Genomic DNA, 15,881 nt, shown 5'->3' with positions numbered 1-15,881 from the left:
ATGACGCATGGTTTCGCCACGATTGCCAGAACTGCCGCAGGGTTGTACCACAACGAGCATCGAGGGGACGGTCAAGGAAGCCCCATTACCTTCACCCGGAAATAAAGGGTATTTGATGGAAAAGGCGGAGTTTGCCATCAAGTTTCCGAAGATTAAAATGCGAGGTAATAAAAGTGGGGGTGAATATTCCATTGAGCTAAAGCAAGTTGTTATGAGCGGCTTGATCAGGGCGGACGAGTACCGTTTTGGCTTCAACTGGGACTACAAGGCTGAGGTGAGCTTTGATATGAGGTTTGTGCCGCCAAGGCCATTTTTAAGCTCTTCTGAAGGCGCGCAGGATCCAGCGAGGCGGCATTCATTAACGCCGTTCCCGAAAGGGTTTCTCGGCGGAAAACTCAGGCGGCCCGATATCACAATCGTGAAGGACAAGAGTATCAGGTGGCCAGGACAAGCGGGTCCGGATCATCAGGGCTTCGTGCACCCGAATAATCTGGAACGTATAGTAGAGGTTAAATTCCCGGGAGATGACCTAGGTCCTGAACAGCGATCGGACTATATCGTGATCGCAGGCAGTCCGGATCAATTTTCCGTTCTGGAAGTGACCGACTGCCGAGATAATGGAGAGCGAGAAAAGGACCGTGAATATAATGCTCAAACCAATCCGACGCTAGCGTCGGACCCCCGGAAGTGGCCATTCCCCGTCGAACGGCCGAAGGAGGCACCGACACCAGTACCCGTTTATGGTCCTGCGCCGACAGCGAAACCCGCTTATCTTGAAGCTTGGACGCTTGCACAAGAAGTGGTGGAGGGTTTGCGTGAGGACGGGAAAAACGCAATCGAGGCCTTGTCTCAAGAGGTAAGGCAGTATTTCGAGGACGTCAGTGCCTGGCTGACGCAGAAAGGTGAGTGGGTCCGCCAGGAGGCCGGGAAAGCCTGGGAGTGGGTGAGTGAGAGCACGGGAGAAGTGATGCGATGGACAGATGAGCAGGTGCGAGAGATGTGGAAGGAGGTGCAGAAATACACGGATCTATCCCTTGAGATGTTGAAGGAGATCACTTGGGTGCAGTGGCTGGGGATAATCGCCGGGGGCGTTGCCTTGGTGGTTATCGTCTGGAATGCATCGACGGTGGTTGCTTTTGTTGCTGCTATTCCAGCATCTCTTATATTCGCTCTTGCGTCTTTGGTTCGGATGGTTCATCTGTTCTGGTCGAAACTTGTGCCTATTCTTAGTGCACCTGCGGCACTTGCTGGTGCGAATGCTTGATGGACATGAAAATGAACAATATTGAGAAAATCAAACAAGAACTCGATAATCTCGAGTTCGACTCTTCTGAAGGTGTTCCGGTAGTCAGGTTGGGCGTGGTCGTCACGCTGTACTTTCGAAATGGCTATACTCCTGAGGTCATAGAGCGCATAGCGGGTTGCTTTAAGAGATTTTCTGAAGAGTTTGAGGGTTCTCTTCGGGGTATGTATTATAAGCGATATAAGAAATATACCCGTAAGTCACTGGAGAGCGCTTTGAGCGCGATTACAGAGAAGCCGAGCCGATTTGCATTGCATTTGAGTAGCGCTTCCTCTGCCTATGATGTTGGCGTGTATAGTTTGGCGGTGCTCAATACCCACGAGGAGCACGGCGACACTTTCAGGTCTTACATTAAAATGACTGTGCCTTGGGAGGCATTGGGTACTCCTGACGGCGTCGAGCGCTTCCAGGCATGGGTGCTGTACCTCAGTGAACAAGTGAGTGCAGAACACGGTTATGGTGGTCTCTCTACTTTGTTGCCGTTTGACTTCGACAGGTACATGCCAATCGAATATGAGCTTTCGCAGAAGTATCCGGGGCTGGAGGTCGATACCATGGCGTTGGCCCATTCGCTGAGGCTGGTCGGGTCTATCAAAGGCGTCAACTGGTTCACCATCGTGAGCAGAATACTACTGGAGCGTCTGGGTGGCCTGGACTCGGTACGCCGCAAGCTGTCATCTCAAGGAGGCATCCATTGTCTCGAGTACGGCGGTGGGTTGATCGTCAGGGCCGGTGCCCTGCCTGAGCTTGGCTCAGTAACGGAAGTGCCCAAGCTGTACGTTGCAGCCAACCGCATCTTGAAGCCGTTGCGTTCGCCAGACCCGTTTTCGCTGCAGTCGTACTCCGAGTATGGCAATGGCTATGACAAGGAACGCTCGCTGCGTTGGTACGCACGCTTCGATGAGGAAGAGCCGGCCGCGCAGAGCCCGAAAAAAATTGCAGCAGGTGATACCTGTACTGACACCGGCTTTTGGTTCAGCCCAGCGCAGGAGAACTCCCGGCGTTTCTTCAACGCAGGCGAGGTCATGCCGGAGTTCAAGGGGTCCCCTTGGGGTGCGACCTTCTGGTACTGGTCCGGCGAGGAGTAATGAGGCAGGTGGCTGCGTCGCGGTGAAGATTCTCCTCTGCCTCCAGCCCCGGAACTTCATTGAATAGTCAAGCAAGGCATTCAGTAGGGTATCGCCCACGACCCTGCAGGCTGTCGCGTACGGTATGGAAGCAAGGTGACCTTCCTCGAAGGCTACCCTGATCAGCCCAGGGAGTGAAAATGAGCGGTATTGAAAGAATTAAACAAGAACTCGGTAATCTAGAGTTCGACTCTTCTGACGGCGTTCCGGTAGTCAGGTTGGGTGTGGTCGTCACGCTGTACTTTCGTAATGGTTATGCTTCTGAAGTTATAGAAAATATAACGAATTGCTTTAAGAGGTTTTCTGAGGAATTCGGGGGCTCTCTTCGTGGCATGATATATAAGCGGTACAAGAAATATGGTGTTAAGGCCTTGGGCGATGCATTAAGCGACGTTTCGGCTCGTGCAGGTATGTTTGAGTTGCAAGTGAATAGTGCGGCATCTGTATATGAAGTGGCTGCATACAGGTTGTCGGTGCTCACTAGCCGTGAGGAGCACGCTGATAGACTTAGATCACACATGAAAATGACAGTCCCATGGTCGATGCTGGATACACCTGGCGGCGTCGAGCGTTTCCAAACATGGGTGCAGTACCTCAGCGAGCAAGTGGATGCCGAGCACGGCTATGGCGGTCTTTCCACTTTGTTACCGTATGACTTCGATAAGTATATGCCTGTCGAATATGAGCTTTCGCAGAAGTATCCGGGGCTGGAGGTCGACACTATGGCGTTGGCTCATTCGCTGAAGCTGATCGGGTCTATCAAGGGCGTCAACTGGTTCACCATAGTGGGCCGAACACTGCTGGAGCGTCTGGGCGGCCTTGATTGGGTACGACGTAAGCTGTCATCTCAAGGCGGCATCCATTGTCTCGAGTACAGCGGCGGGCTGATCGTCAGGGCTGGTGCCCTGCCTGAGCTTGGTTCCGCAACGGAAATGCCCAAGCTTTATATTGCAGTCAATCGCATCTTGAAGCCGTTGCGTGCGTCAGACCCGTTTTCGCTGCAGTCGTACTCCGAGTATGGCAATGGCTATGACAAGGAACGCTCGCTGCGTTGGTACGCACGCTTCGATGAGGACGAGTCGGCCGCGCAGAGCCCGAAAAAAATTGCGGCAGGGGGTACTTGTACCGACACCGGCTTTTGGTTCAGCCCAGCGCAGGAGAACTCCCGGCGTTTCTTCAACGCAGGCGAGGTCATGCCGGAGTTCAAGGGCTCTGCATGGGGTGCGACCTTCTGGTACTGGTCCGGCGAGGAGTAATGAGGCAGGTGGCTGCGTCGCGGTGAAGATCCTCCTCTGCCTCCAGCCCCAGCATTTCATTGAATAGTCAAGCAAGGCATTTAGCAGAGTTATCGTCCGTGATCCTGCAGGCTGCTGGTACGGCATGGAAGCAAGGTGACCTTCCTCGAAGGCTACCCTGATCAGCCCAGGGAGTGAAAATGAGCGGTATTGAAATAATTAAACAAGAACTCGGTAATCTGGAGTTCGACTCTTCTGACGGCATTCCGGTAGTCAGGTTGGGTGTGGTCGTCACGCTGTACTTTCGTAATGGCTATACTCCTGAGGTCATAGAGCGCATAACGGGTTGCTTTAAGAGATTTTCTGAAGAGTTTGGGAGCTCTCTTCGAGGTATGGTTTATAAGCGATACAAGAAATACTCTAGTAAGGCGCTGGAAAACGCCCTGAAGGCGATTGCAGAAAAGCCGGGTCTGTTTGAATTGTTTTTGAGCAGTGGTTCTTCTATTTATGAAGTAGGTGGGTACAGCTTGGCAGTGCTCAATACCCGTGAAGAGCGCGGTGATCGACATAGATCCTACATAAAAATGACAGTCCCATGGTCGATGCTGGATACACCTGACGGCGTCGAGCGTTTCCAGGCATGGGTGCAGTACCTCAGCGAGCAAGTGGATGCCGAGCACGGCTATGGCGGTCTTTCCACTTTGTTGCCGTATGACTTCGATAAGTACATGCCTGTCGAATATGAGCTTTCGCAGAAGTATCCGGGGTTGGAGGTCGATACTATGGCCATGGCCCATTCGCTGAGGCTGATCGGACATATCAAGGGCGTCAACTGGTTCACCATTGTGGGCCGAACAGTGCTGGGGCGTCTGGGCGGCCTAGATTGGGTACGCCGCAAACTGTCATCTCAAGGCGGTATCCATTGTCTCGAGTACAGCGGCGGGTTGATCGTCAGGGCTGGTGCCCTGCCTGAGCTTGGCTCAGCAACGGAAATGCCCAAGCTTTATGTTGCAGTCAACCGCATCTTGAAACCGTTGCGTGCGTCAGACCCGGATACGCTGCAATCGTACTCCGAGTATGGCAACGGCTATGACGAGGAACGCTCGCTGCGTTGGTACGCACGCTTCGATGAGGAAGAGCCGGCTGCGCAGAGCCCGAAAAAAATTGCAGCAGGTGATACCTGTACCGACACCGGCTTTTGGTTCAGCCCAGCGCAGGAGAACTCCCGGCGTTTCTTCAACGCAGGCGAGGTCATGCCGGAGTTCAAGGGCTCTGCATGGGGTGCGACCTTCTGGTACTGGTCCGGCGAGGAGTAGTGGTGCGCAAGACCGCGTCACAGAGAAGGTCCTTTTCGACCTTCAGTGTTACGCACTTCATCTAGGTAGCCGGCACGGTCGCGCCGGCTACCGCAACCGCTTCTTGGCCACCCCCTGGGACGTGTTCTACCGCCCGCCGCTCAAGCATCCGAAACCCCAGGTACTGGGCAGCCAGAGCACCGTGGTCACCGGCCCCAAGGGCGAGGAGATCTACTGCGACGAGTACGGCCGGGTGAAGGTGCAGTTCTTCTGGGACCGTGAAGGCAAGGGCATTGAAACCACCAACTGCTGGCTGCGGGTGTCGTCCAGCTGGGCCGGCGAGCGTTACGGCGGCGTAGCCATCCCGCGGGTGGGCATGGAGGTGCTGGTGACCTTCCTTGAAGGCGACCCCGATCAGCCGCTGGTCAGCGGCTGCCTGTACCACGCCGCAACCCGGTGCCTTACGCGCTGCCGGCAAACAAGACCCGCAGCACCTTCAAGACCCTGAGCAGCCTATGAACGGGAGGTTCTGGAATACTACTCGGCGCATCGGCCTGGCATGACACATTCGACGGATCGATACAATAAACTGAAGAGGGCACTAGGTGCATAGATTACTTGTGGGGTTACTGATCGTTGCTCCGACAATGACTGTATGCTTGGCAGCAGAGCATACATCCACCATCCAAGGCGCGAAAGGCAGCATCAAGTTTTCGGCGTGGGAGCCGCGTCACAGTGGCTGGTTTGAAGCCGATTATACCGAAGGCCCAACACACTTCAATTTGTACGATTTGCCAGGCAGAAATAATTCAGCGGAAGGCGGGTGGGTTTTTTACGCGACCGCAGATGATGTTTCACCGGGAGGGCAGTACCTGATGCTGCAACGCGTGGAATTCGCCACTGTCATTAATGATGAGGGGCAAAAGGAAAACGCGGAGCAAGCCTACTGTGACGCTGTAGACCTAGATACCGGGTGCGTTGTGTATTCGGACTCGATACAGCAATGTGAGGGGAGTTGGCAGCAGGGTAGATGGCACTCTGAGGTATCGGGTGAGATTGATTTTTCCCATTGGTTGCGAGCGCCCGGCGCTTTGGCTGATTATGCCAAGAGCCTTGCCCCAGGAGCGCGTACCAATGCCGTATCACGTTCGTTGCTGATGGGGGTCGACTCTTATACTGCATGCTACCCGGTTTCAAAAGCCAATGTGGCAAGCTACAACGATCTGGGGTTTTATATGGCGCAAGGTGGTGAGCACGCGGCGGCGATGGCTGTGTATGAGAAGCTAATGCCGTTTGCGCCCGAAAGGGCCCCTTTGAAACTTAACGCCGCCGACTCGCTGTGGGCGCTGGGTAAGAAAATTGAGGCACTGAAATATTACAGAGATTACCGCGAGACCATGGCGATCAAGGGGCAGTTAAATCGAGTGCCAGCACGGGTAAATGAGAGGCTGCAGTAGATCTGATAAGTCGGAAGCCAAGGTTTCGAAAAATAAAAGTAGAGGGGCGGTGATTGCGTGGCTTGATCATTGGGATGCTGCTCGTTAGGAAATGATATGTGATTTTGAGAAGCGCTCTTTCAGGACGGATTTTACCGATGTACAGTTCTACGAAATGCGCGGTGGAAAAATGGAGCTGAGTTCGTGCTTGGACTTACACCGTTAAAACCCATACCTGAAAACGAGTGAAGTGCTTGCTTCCAGTAGCTAATGGGGAGGTTGGCGAGCTGCGCTGTGATGTTTTTGTCTGACAATTAGACGGGGCTGAATGCTTTAAAGTATTGGTGGGGTATTTCAATGTCAAAGTCACTTAAAGCGATTTTTTGCTGCTATTTTATTGCGCGTGGCACCATGGCTTTTGCGGGGTGTGGTGTTTTACCCGATGAGCGCGAAACAATTCAGGGGCCATTTAGCACTAATGTAATCAAGGGCGCGGAGATATCCGTCATTCCAGGTGATGAAGAGGGTGATATTGCATTGGTTTTGGACAAGCCCAGTAAGTCAGGCGGTGAGAAGGACAGGTATGTTGTTGATGTCTATGAAGATGATGGTGGGATTCCGGAGGTCGAAACGGTTCTCTTTCAGCCAGTTAAAGGGGTGGGGAATATTGTTGTATTGATATCTAGAAAAATTTGCTTAATGGCATTGGGTACGCATGGTAGGTACTACGAAATCCGCAGTTATGAGCCGGCGCCGGATGGTACGTTAGTAGAAAATGAGGCGGTTAAATACGATAGAGAGTCGCATGGAATGGACGGCTACTCGGAAAATGAGCCCGTCGTTTTCGTTTATAAAAATGCAGCACTGATTCGTCGCTACCTTGAGAAGTTTAAGTGATGATTTTGAAATGTGCTTTTTTTGGCATGATAGAATTGCTGTTTCTGATTTGGCTGAAGATGTTAGGGGTTTCCGATCAGTTCAGTAGAGGCCGTCCAAACACCCGCGCAGCGAGTGGAACGACCTGTGGCTGCTGACCGAGGTGTACCACGAAGGCAAGCAGCCGCAGGTGCTGGAAGAGTCGGTGACCAGCGACACCACCGACGACAGGGACAACTTCCACCAGGGCTACCGCAACCGCTTCTTGACCACCCCATGGGACGTGTTCTACCGCCCTCAGCTCAAACACCCGAAACCCCAGGTGCTGGGCAGCCAGAGCGCCGTGGTCACCGGCCCCAAGGGCGAGGAGATTTACTGCGACGAATACGGCCGGGTGAAGGTGCAGTTCTTCTGGGACCGTGAAGGCAAGGGCATCGAGACCACCAGCTGCTGGCTGCGGGTGTCGTCCAGCTGGGCCGGCGAGCGTTACGGCGGTGTTGCCATCCCGCGGGTGGGCATGGAGGTGCTGGTGACCTTCCTCGAAGGCGACCCCGACCAGCCGCTGGTCAATGATAGACGCAATAAGCGTGCAGAGTACATGAGGTGACTAATGGGGTTTAGGGATTATTTTATTGCTACATGGGTTATGGTTTCAACGGTGCCTTGTATTGCGTCGGAGCGGCCTGAGCCTGTTGGTTATGATAATATTTTCAAGGTTGAATCCTCTCGCGTCGGTGGCTATATGTTGCGATATATCAAAACTTATAGAGGGTCTTGTTTTTATGTGGAGGTTCTGGAACCCGATAGGTCGTGGCGAATCAAAGACTTCAAAAAAATATGCGGCATTGATGGTAAGCTGTTTTCAACGGATTTCGCAGATGCAGGGTTTCAGAATATAAAGTTTGGTGTTGGAGGTGTCGACCTTGAGTTGTATGTGACGCCGTTGAGGGCTCCAGGCGAGACTTTGAGGCAGTGCAAGATTGCTTTACACAATGGAGTGCTAGGTGATCTAAAGTGTGCGAATGAAAGGAGATCTTGAGGTGCCTTGCAGCTGGAGGGTAGTGGGCAGCGACGGCAAATAACGAAAAGCCACGGACGGTGATGGACCGCTTCTTCGCCACCCCGTGGGACGTGTTCTACCGCCCGCAGCTCAAACACCCGAAACCCCAGGTGCTGGGCAGCCAGAGCGCCGTGGTCACCGGCCCCAAGGGCGAGGAGATCTACTGCGACGAATACGGCCGGGTGAAGGTGCAGTTCTTCTGGGACCGTGAAGGCAAGGGCATCGAGACCACCAGTTGCTGGCTGCGGGTGTCGTCCAGCTGGGCCGGCGAGCGCTATGGCGGCGTGGCCATCCCGCGGGTGGGCATGGAGGTGCTGGTGACCTTCCTTGAAGGCGACCCCGACCAGCCGCTGGTCAGCGGCTGCCTGTATCACGCCGTCAACCCGGTGCCCTACGCGCTGCCGGCACACAAGACCCGCACCACCTTCAAGACCTTGAGCAGCCCCGGCGGCGGCGGCTTCAACGAGCTGCGCATCGAGGACAAGAAAGGCCAGGAGCAGATTTTCGTGCACGCCCAGCGCGACTGGGACCAGAACATCGGCAACGACCAGAAGATCCACGTTGGCAACGAACGCCACGACACCGTGGTGGCCAACAGCTACAGCCAGTTCCAGGCCGAAGAGCACCGCACCACGGTGGGTGACCGCAAGACCGAGATCAAGGTGGACGACCACCTGACCGTGGGCAACAACCAGCACGTGAAGATCGGCACCGCGCAACTAGTGGAAGCCGGCCGGGCAGTGGCAGCGGCATTGCGATCAAGCCGCCGGTGTTGCCGGGGGCGGTGGATACTGACAAGGCGGGGGCGGTGATGGAGACGGCGTTGGTCAACCCACCGGTGGAAAAGCTTAAGAATAAACCCAAGCGCAAGATCAATTTTTCGGGTTGATGGACAAGGATCTCAGGGTTCCAGAAGCTAAAGGAGGCGTTGGGTGAATAAGACAGTTCTCGGTGTGTTGTTCGCAGTTTTTGGGGTTGGTGCGATCCAGGCCGCTGAACCTGACTTGAGTATCGGAGGCGTAGTGGGAAGTCTCAGGTTTTCGAAGTGGCAAGATAATAGAGGAGGATGGTCGGTTGCTGAATATGTAGGGCGGAATAAAAGTTTTTATATATATCCATGGTATGTTGGTGCGACGTCGAATGACGTAGGATGGACATTTTATACGATCCCTGAAAGGCTGTCGCCAGGGGGGAGGTATATCATGCTCCAGCGTGTGGATTATTCAACAGTAGTAAACGAAGAAGGCAAAGAAGAACATACCGAGCAGGCGTTCTGTGAAGCGGTGGATCTAGAGAGCGGATGCGTGACCTACTCTGGTTCAGTGCAGGCGTGCGACGGCGAGTGGGTTGGAGAGAAGTGGTCAACCTCTTGGGAGAATGTCAATTTTTCAACGTGGGGCACACCACCGGGGGTGCTGGCGGATCAAGTAGGCGGACTGAAAACTCCAGAGTCGCGATCAATGGCTGTGTATGATGACTTGTTCATGGGGGGCGACTCCTATATGGCTTGCTATCCGCTGGATGACAATAATGTTGCTGATTATAATAATTTGGCGTTTTACTTGGCTGGTGGAGGCTGGCATGTGACCGCCGTGCAGTTGTATATGAAGTTGCTGGCCTTTGCGCCTGAGCGAACTCCTTTGAAGTTGAATATTGCTGATTCGTTGTGGGTGCTGGGGAAGAAGGGTGAGGCGCTAGGTTATTATCGGGACTATCGACAGGCAATGGTGCGCAAAGGAAAATCAGCTCGGATCCCTGTGCGAGTAAATCAGCGATTACATTAAAGGCGAAATATTGGGCTCAACCCCCCCTGGGATGTGTTCTACCGCCCGCCACTAAAACGTCCCAAACCCCAGGTGCTGGGCAGCCAGAGCGCCGTGGTCACCGGCCCCAAGGGCGAGGAGATCTACTGCGACGAATACGGCCGGGTGAAGGTGCAGTTCTTCTAGGACCGTTTAGAAAGGGAGAAAAAATTGGAGCGTAGGCAGCAGTTTTTAACGGAAGAATATTACAACTCCATGATTGAGTTTTATGGTTCTGCGGAGTCGTTTTGGCTCGAACAAGAGCTTGATGAGGACGAGCCAGGACAGGCCGCCTGTCTGCGCGCCAGAAATATAATAGTAGATCGATTGTCATTTATCATGCTTCAGTACACCGCGGGCAAGCCAGTGGTTACGTTGGTGCCGGCTCTGGAACAGTTGATTGTCGATTATGAGCGGCACCAGGTTGCGCTGGCTGTTTATCATGGTGAGCCAAGTGTGTCGCCGTTAAGTCTTGATGATAGTTTGTGCGACTACGAAGAGTGCTTGTGGGTCGTGAGCTTGTGTGTGTTGTTGCACCAACATACGTTGCTAAAGCGGTTTGTTGGCATGATCGATGCCGGTGGTTACTCGAACTCGGATGTTTTGTATGAGGATCTGGTTCGGAAAATACTTCCAGGTCGATTTGAGGTGGATGAATTTTATTTTTTTGCTTATGCGTCGTTGATTGAATCGGTCTACGCACACTCTGCGGAGGAGGCCTCTGGTGCCTTGAAAAGGTATTGTGCTGGCTGGTATGCGGGGTTTGATGATGCTCAAGCTCATTGGTATGATGCCCACTTGACTATGGATGATACCGATGGCGCATATATTGGCTATTGGGCGTTGGAGGCGGCGGCTATAGCGTATCTCTATAATATAGATGATAGTGATGTTGTTCACATGGTCTACCCCCGTGATTTGGTTGAGTATGCACGAAATCACAAGCCGGAGCCTTTGGCTACGGAGGGAGGCAAGGTGTATGCAGGGCAGCCTTGTTTTCGTACGGGTTATTGGTTTAGCCCGGCCCAATCTAATTCACGTCGTTTCTTCACCGCAGGTGAGATCATGCCAGAGTTCAAAGGCTCCTCGTGGGGGGCAACTATTTGGTATTGGTCTGGTGAGGAGTAGTGGTGCAGATGGCCGCGTCACAGCGGATGTTGCCAAGGCAGCGCAAAAAATCTTGGAGTTTCCAGATCAACAGCAGTGATCCAGACATAGCTATTGTTTGACCAGGCAAGCAGCGAGTGCTGGCACGCGTGCTGGTCTTGATCTGGTTTGGCCCAGCGGTGCAGGGTGCACGACGCTAGCAGGATGAGGTGGCGGTTTGAATAAGCGGCAGCCGTTCATGACGGACGAGTATTACAGGGCCATGCTGGAATTATGTGACGGCTCGCAAGCCTTTTGGTCCGCCCAGGCACTTGATGAGGACCATCCTGGCCAGGCGCAGGCGTTGAGGTCTTATCAGTGCAAACAGGATGCCTTTGAGGGTGTGCTGTTGAGGTATACCGCTGGCGCGCCGGTTGAAGTACTCATGCGCCCGCTGGAGCACCTGATCGGGTGTTATGAAACCTATCAGGCGGATCTTGCGCGATCGGAAGGTATTGCCGATGTGGCACCGCTGAATATCGACAGCTGCCCGTCTGATTTTGAAGAATGCATGCAGGTTTTCTCACTGTGCATTCTGCTCCAACGCACGGACTTGCTGGCTCGTCTGGTCGGGTTGTTCGACCCGGCAGGCTTTTATGCGCAAGACACCTTGTATGAGTCGTTGTTGGCACCGGTCATGCCTGGGCGTGCAGACATCGATGAGTGGTACCATGAAAGCTATACCGACTTGATCCGCGCTATTTATGCCGCCGACAAGGGTGACGCTTCGCGGTTGCTCAAACGCTATTGCGATAACTGGTACAACGGGTTCTGCGCAGTGGGCGCCAAGTGGCACGACAGTCATCTGGACATTGAAGATGATGACGGAAGCTATTACGGCTATTGGGCCATCGAGGCCGCTGCGGTAGCGTATTTGTATGGCATCGATGACAGTGCGATTGACCACATGGTTTATCCGCGTGAGCTTGTGGCGTACGCCAGGCATCATGGGCCCGCACAGTAGCGACTGATCATGGAAGGCTCGCCAATGAACTGGCAACAACAAGGAAAGTGTATTTTGCAGAGACGTCAGCCGTTCATCACGGATAGCTATTACCGCCATCTTGCCGCGTTTCATGATTCGATCAAGGCACGCCTCGCCGTACAGCCTTTGCCGTGCGAGACCGCTGCGCAGGGTGCATCGTTGACGGCATCCAGAATCAAGATGTCGGCTTTCAAGAACCTGATGCTTCGCTACACGGCGGGAGAAGACATCTCGGTACTGGGGGGCTACCTGCAGGCACTGGTCGAGGCTTACGAGGCGTATCAGTGTGCGTTGGCCGAATATCATGGGGAGCCGGATATATCACCCCTGAATATCCGTGATGCGCTTTACGAATATCAGGAGTTCGTACAGGTCGTCAGTTTTTGCGTGCTGTTGCACCGTGATGACCTGCTGACGCGCTTTGTCCGGCTGACAGACCGCGCCGGGTTTTATTGCCAGGATGTGCTGTACGAGGACTTGCTGAAGAAACGCTTGCCCGGCAGGCATGAAGTGGATGAGTTCTACCACGAGTGCTATCGCTGGTTGATCGAGGCGGTGTACGCAGAAACCGCTGACTGCGCTGCCGAGCGGCTGAACGAGTATTGCCGGGGCTGGTACAGCGGTTTTGCCGACGTTGCAAATTATTGGCACGATACGCATTTGACCATGACTGAAACAGACGGTGCGTACTTCGGCTATTGGGCGCTGGAAGCGGCTGCCATCGCGTACCTTTATGATATTGACGATAGTGCTGTGGACCACATGGTTTACCCCAGAGACCTGATTGAGTATGCGCGCGGCAAGAAACGCGGCGCTGCCTTGCCGGCGAAGGATTGAAACGCAATTGCGCTTTCCTGAAGGAAGGCGCTGTTTGCCATGGAGTGAGTGAGGCGCAAGCGTGGAGTTACTGCATCGTCGTCAGCCGTTCTTGACTGCCGAGTACTATGAAAACATGGTGCGCTTTTTCGATGAAGAGGAAGCGTTCTGGAATGCGCAAACCCTGGATGAGGACTATGCGGGGCAGGGGGAGTCGATCAAGGCCGATGAGATACGGCTAGCCACCTTCAGCGGCCTGTTGTTGCGATACACGGCAGGCGAGCCGGTAGACCGGTTGGAGCCCCATTTGCAGCGGTTGATCGAACAGTGCGAAACCTACCAACGCTGCCTGGAATATTCCGAAGGCGTACGTCATGTTTCCCCGCTGAGTATCAAGGCATTGTTGGCGCACTATGAAGAATGCGTGCAGATCATGAGCCTGTGTATTCTGCTGCATCGCACGGATTTGTTGGCTCGCTTTGTGACGCTTACCGATCAGGCTGGGTTTTCCGGCGACGATGCGCTGTATGAAGGGCTGCTGGCCAAGCTGCTACCCGATCGCGTCAGGGTGACGCGTTGCTACCACCCGATGTATGAGCGGTTGCTGCAGGCACTGGATGCGCGATCAGCCGATGAGGCGGCGCAGCATCTGCAGGCGTATTGCAGTGGCTGGTACGAAGCATTCGAAGGTGCTTCAACCGACTGGCACGATACCCACACGGAAATTGACGGCGATGAAGGCAGCTACGTGGGTTACTGGGCGTTTGAGGCCGGGGCCATTGCTTACCTGCACAATCTGGATGACAGCGCAATCGACCACATGGTCTACCCCAAGGACCTTGTCGAGTACGCAAGGGCCCAACGTGCTACGTAATGCGGGCGGGCAACTTCCGCAATTGTTCGCCTTGGCACAACAACGCCGGCTTGGCATTCGGATCGCAGCTAAATGTTGAAGGTGCTTAGTGTTGTTCTGTTGTTTGCTAACCTTTTTGTGTTGAGGCGGCATCTGCGAATTGTGGTGTGGTGCCTGATGAGCGTGAAGTTATACAGGGGCCGTTTAAAACTGATGCAGTAAAAAATGGCCGGGTCTCAGTGGTTCCGGGAGAAGGAGGTGATATTTGGTTGGTGCTTGATAAGCCAAAGAGTAGTGGCGAAAATGAGCGATCGGTTATTGCAGTTTACAAAGAGGATGGTGGGATTCCTGAAGTTGAGACTGTGTTTTTCTATCCGGTTAGGGGAGTGAAAAATGTTGTGGTTTTGATTTCGAGAAAGGTGTGTCTTATGGCGCTAGGCACGCATGGTAGATACTATGAGATTCATAGCTACGCCCCGACAGGGAATGGACTTCTGGTGGAAAATCAATTGGTAAAAACAGATGGCGAGTCGGAGGGAATGGACGGGTTTTCGGAAGGCGATCCATCAGTTTTTGCTTATAAAAATGCCGCGCTCATAAAGTTTTATCTGAAGAAATTCAATTGAGGCGGCAGTTTGGAGGGGCTGAGAATCTCTGGCCGAAGTGCTCGGCGAGGGCGACTTCCACCAGGGTTGCCGCAACCGCTGCCTCGCTACCCCCTAGGTGGCTCAACTCAGTACTGTGCTGTCGGCAAAAGTGAGGGGTTACTCGTTTGCCGGCGGTCAGCTTTTTAAGTAGGTTGGGTAGGGCTGCAGTTCTGTATGAGTATGTCAACAGGCCGGTTTATATGCCGTTGGATGTGAGGCGAGCGTTTGAAAAATTTTTTCAGAGGATCCAAAGGCGAGTAAAGACTTGCCCGCGTGAGGTGTAGGTATTCGGAGTGCAAGTATCAGATACTGGAGCTCTAAGTGTGAAATATGCAGCGCTGTTTTTGATTGTCTATTTCTTGGCGGGGTGCGGGGAGGCGGGCATGGCAGGGAACGTAAAATTTAAGGTGGGCGCGGGCGTTGGCACGCTGATGGCTGATAATCCTGGGTTGTTTTCCAGCGAGTGCTCCGATGAGATAGGTGTTTGCCTTCATAAGTTTAAATTTCCTTTCGCAAGTTCCAATCTCCCTTCCGTGACTGTTCTAGTTCCGGGTGGCGGTCCGGACCTGCAGATTTCCAACGTAGTATCTGCAAAGGTTTTTGACCTTCGGGAGGCTGAGGGTAAACTTAATTCGGTAGACCTTACGCTGCAAGGGGTGCCAAGTCACAGTCAGCATAAAGTGGCTAAGGATTATGCTTATGGCATCATCCGAAAAATCCAAGGTGCAGGGTGGCGGCGATATCTTTCACCAAAGGATCCTCGGATTGCGGGTGCGCAATCGGTCAAGATACCCGTTTACAATGAGGTTTCTGGTGTAAGGGTAAAAAGTCATCCGTGGTTTGATTCGGCGTATGAAATGTCCGATGAGCAATGGCTGAGTGTCAGTGGTCTTTATAATTGGTACTTTTACAATAATGGAAGTTACATTGTTTTCCGGGTGCAGCGCTCACAGTCGGAGCAGGATGCGGCGGGGCAGGCTAGTTATCTTTTTACATTGGTTGTTGAGTCTGAAGAGTCTGTGTGGAGGCAAGCCTTCGCGCCTGGGGATAAGGCTGAGTGGAAAGCATTGCTCCCCCAACTGATAGAAAGCTATCGCACTCGCCGCGAGGCCTTGGAAGATAAAGCCGAGCAGGAAGGTATTGTGATCGATAGATCAATTGAGGATGCGCCTATCTCGGTTTTGCACAAATGACATCACTGCATCCAGGCAGCCACCACATCAACTTTTTTGACCGCGCGGGCTGCGCCTTTGGCACGGTCGGAACGCGATCTACGGAGCAACCGAGGCCCCGGGGACGA

The 15,881-nt window shown here is 53.5% G+C and carries 13 protein-coding genes and 4 pseudogenes; all 17 read left to right on the top strand.

Going from position 1 to position 15,881, the window contains the following annotated elements; genetic code table 11:
• The first annotated feature begins 7 nt into the window (after positions 1-7).
• The 17 genes and pseudogenes from ACI2KK_RS16730 (at position 8) to ACI2KK_RS16650 (ending at position 15,774) form a co-directional block, all read left to right on the top strand.
• Positions 8-1,264 carry a VRR-NUC domain-containing protein gene (locus ACI2KK_RS16730; protein WP_404669715.1) on the top strand — a complete coding sequence of 419 codons (1,257 nt, stop codon included), beginning with the start codon at positions 8-10 and terminating at the stop codon, positions 1,262-1,264.
• An 11-nt stretch (positions 1,265-1,275) separates the two neighbouring features.
• Positions 1,276-2,391 (top strand): type VI immunity family protein, encoded by a 1,116-nt coding sequence (locus ACI2KK_RS16725; RefSeq protein ID WP_404669714.1) that lies wholly within the window; start codon positions 1,276-1,278, stop codon positions 2,389-2,391.
• A 179-nt stretch (positions 2,392-2,570) separates the two neighbouring features.
• Positions 2,571-3,686, top strand: a complete 1,116-nt coding sequence (locus ACI2KK_RS16720; RefSeq protein ID WP_404669713.1) for a type VI immunity family protein — start codon at positions 2,571-2,573, stop codon at positions 3,684-3,686.
• A 179-nt stretch (positions 3,687-3,865) separates the two neighbouring features.
• The gene (locus ACI2KK_RS16715) at positions 3,866-4,981 is read left to right on the top strand and encodes a type VI immunity family protein (RefSeq protein WP_404669712.1); all 1,116 of its coding nucleotides are present in this window, start codon (positions 3,866-3,868) and stop codon (positions 4,979-4,981) included.
• A gap of 85 nt (positions 4,982-5,066) precedes the next feature.
• Positions 5,067-5,473, top strand: a pseudogene (gene tssI / locus ACI2KK_RS16710) (type VI secretion system tip protein TssI/VgrG); the annotation flags it as partial.
• A 146-nt stretch (positions 5,474-5,619) separates the two neighbouring features.
• Complete coding sequence (locus tag ACI2KK_RS16705) at positions 5,620-6,417, top strand: tetratricopeptide repeat protein (protein ID WP_404669711.1); 798 nt, start codon at positions 5,620-5,622, stop codon at positions 6,415-6,417.
• A 336-nt stretch (positions 6,418-6,753) separates the two neighbouring features.
• Positions 6,754-7,293 carry a hypothetical protein gene (locus ACI2KK_RS16700; RefSeq protein ID WP_404669710.1) on the top strand — a complete coding sequence of 180 codons (540 nt, stop codon included), beginning with the start codon at positions 6,754-6,756 and terminating at the stop codon, positions 7,291-7,293.
• A 94-nt stretch (positions 7,294-7,387) separates the two neighbouring features.
• Positions 7,388-7,843: pseudogene (tssI, locus tag ACI2KK_RS16695) on the top strand (type VI secretion system tip protein TssI/VgrG); the annotation flags it as partial.
• A 533-nt stretch (positions 7,844-8,376) separates the two neighbouring features.
• Positions 8,377-9,221 (top strand): annotated as a pseudogene (gene tssI / locus ACI2KK_RS16690) (type VI secretion system tip protein TssI/VgrG); the annotation flags it as partial.
• Positions 9,222-9,264: 43 nt separating this feature from the next.
• Complete coding sequence (locus ACI2KK_RS16685) at positions 9,265-10,116, top strand: type IV pilus biogenesis/stability protein PilW (protein ID WP_404669709.1); 852 nt, start codon at positions 9,265-9,267, stop codon at positions 10,114-10,116.
• Positions 10,117-10,140: 24 nt separating this feature from the next.
• Positions 10,141-10,275, top strand: a pseudogene (locus ACI2KK_RS16680) (hypothetical protein); the annotation flags it as partial.
• A 30-nt stretch (positions 10,276-10,305) separates the two neighbouring features.
• Positions 10,306-11,262, top strand: coding sequence for a PoNe immunity protein domain-containing protein (locus tag ACI2KK_RS16675; RefSeq protein WP_404669708.1), 957 nt, complete (start codon positions 10,306-10,308; stop codon positions 11,260-11,262).
• 217 nt (positions 11,263-11,479) lie between these two features.
• Positions 11,480-12,244, top strand: coding sequence for a PoNe immunity protein domain-containing protein (locus ACI2KK_RS16670; protein WP_404669707.1), 765 nt, complete (start codon positions 11,480-11,482; stop codon positions 12,242-12,244).
• Between the two features lie 24 nt (positions 12,245-12,268).
• Positions 12,269-13,102: a PoNe immunity protein domain-containing protein gene (locus ACI2KK_RS16665; protein ID WP_404669706.1), complete on the top strand. Its 834-nt coding sequence runs from the start codon at positions 12,269-12,271 to the stop codon at positions 13,100-13,102.
• 61 nt (positions 13,103-13,163) lie between these two features.
• Complete coding sequence (locus ACI2KK_RS16660) at positions 13,164-13,955, top strand: PoNe immunity protein domain-containing protein (protein ID WP_404669705.1); 792 nt, start codon at positions 13,164-13,166, stop codon at positions 13,953-13,955.
• Between the two features lie 149 nt (positions 13,956-14,104).
• Entirely contained in the window at positions 14,105-14,560 is a 456-nt protein-coding gene (locus tag ACI2KK_RS16655; RefSeq protein ID WP_404669704.1) for a hypothetical protein, read from the top strand.
• A gap of 344 nt (positions 14,561-14,904) precedes the next feature.
• Positions 14,905-15,774: a hypothetical protein gene (locus tag ACI2KK_RS16650; RefSeq protein WP_404669703.1), complete on the top strand. Its 870-nt coding sequence runs from the start codon at positions 14,905-14,907 to the stop codon at positions 15,772-15,774.
• The last annotated feature ends 107 nt before the right edge of the window (positions 15,775-15,881 follow it).

Source organism: Pseudomonas sp. NPDC089406, from assembly GCF_044900265.1.
Lineage (GTDB): Bacteria > Pseudomonadota > Gammaproteobacteria > Pseudomonadales > Pseudomonadaceae > Aquipseudomonas > Aquipseudomonas fakonensis.
This window is presented reverse-complemented; position numbering and strand designations above follow the sequence as displayed.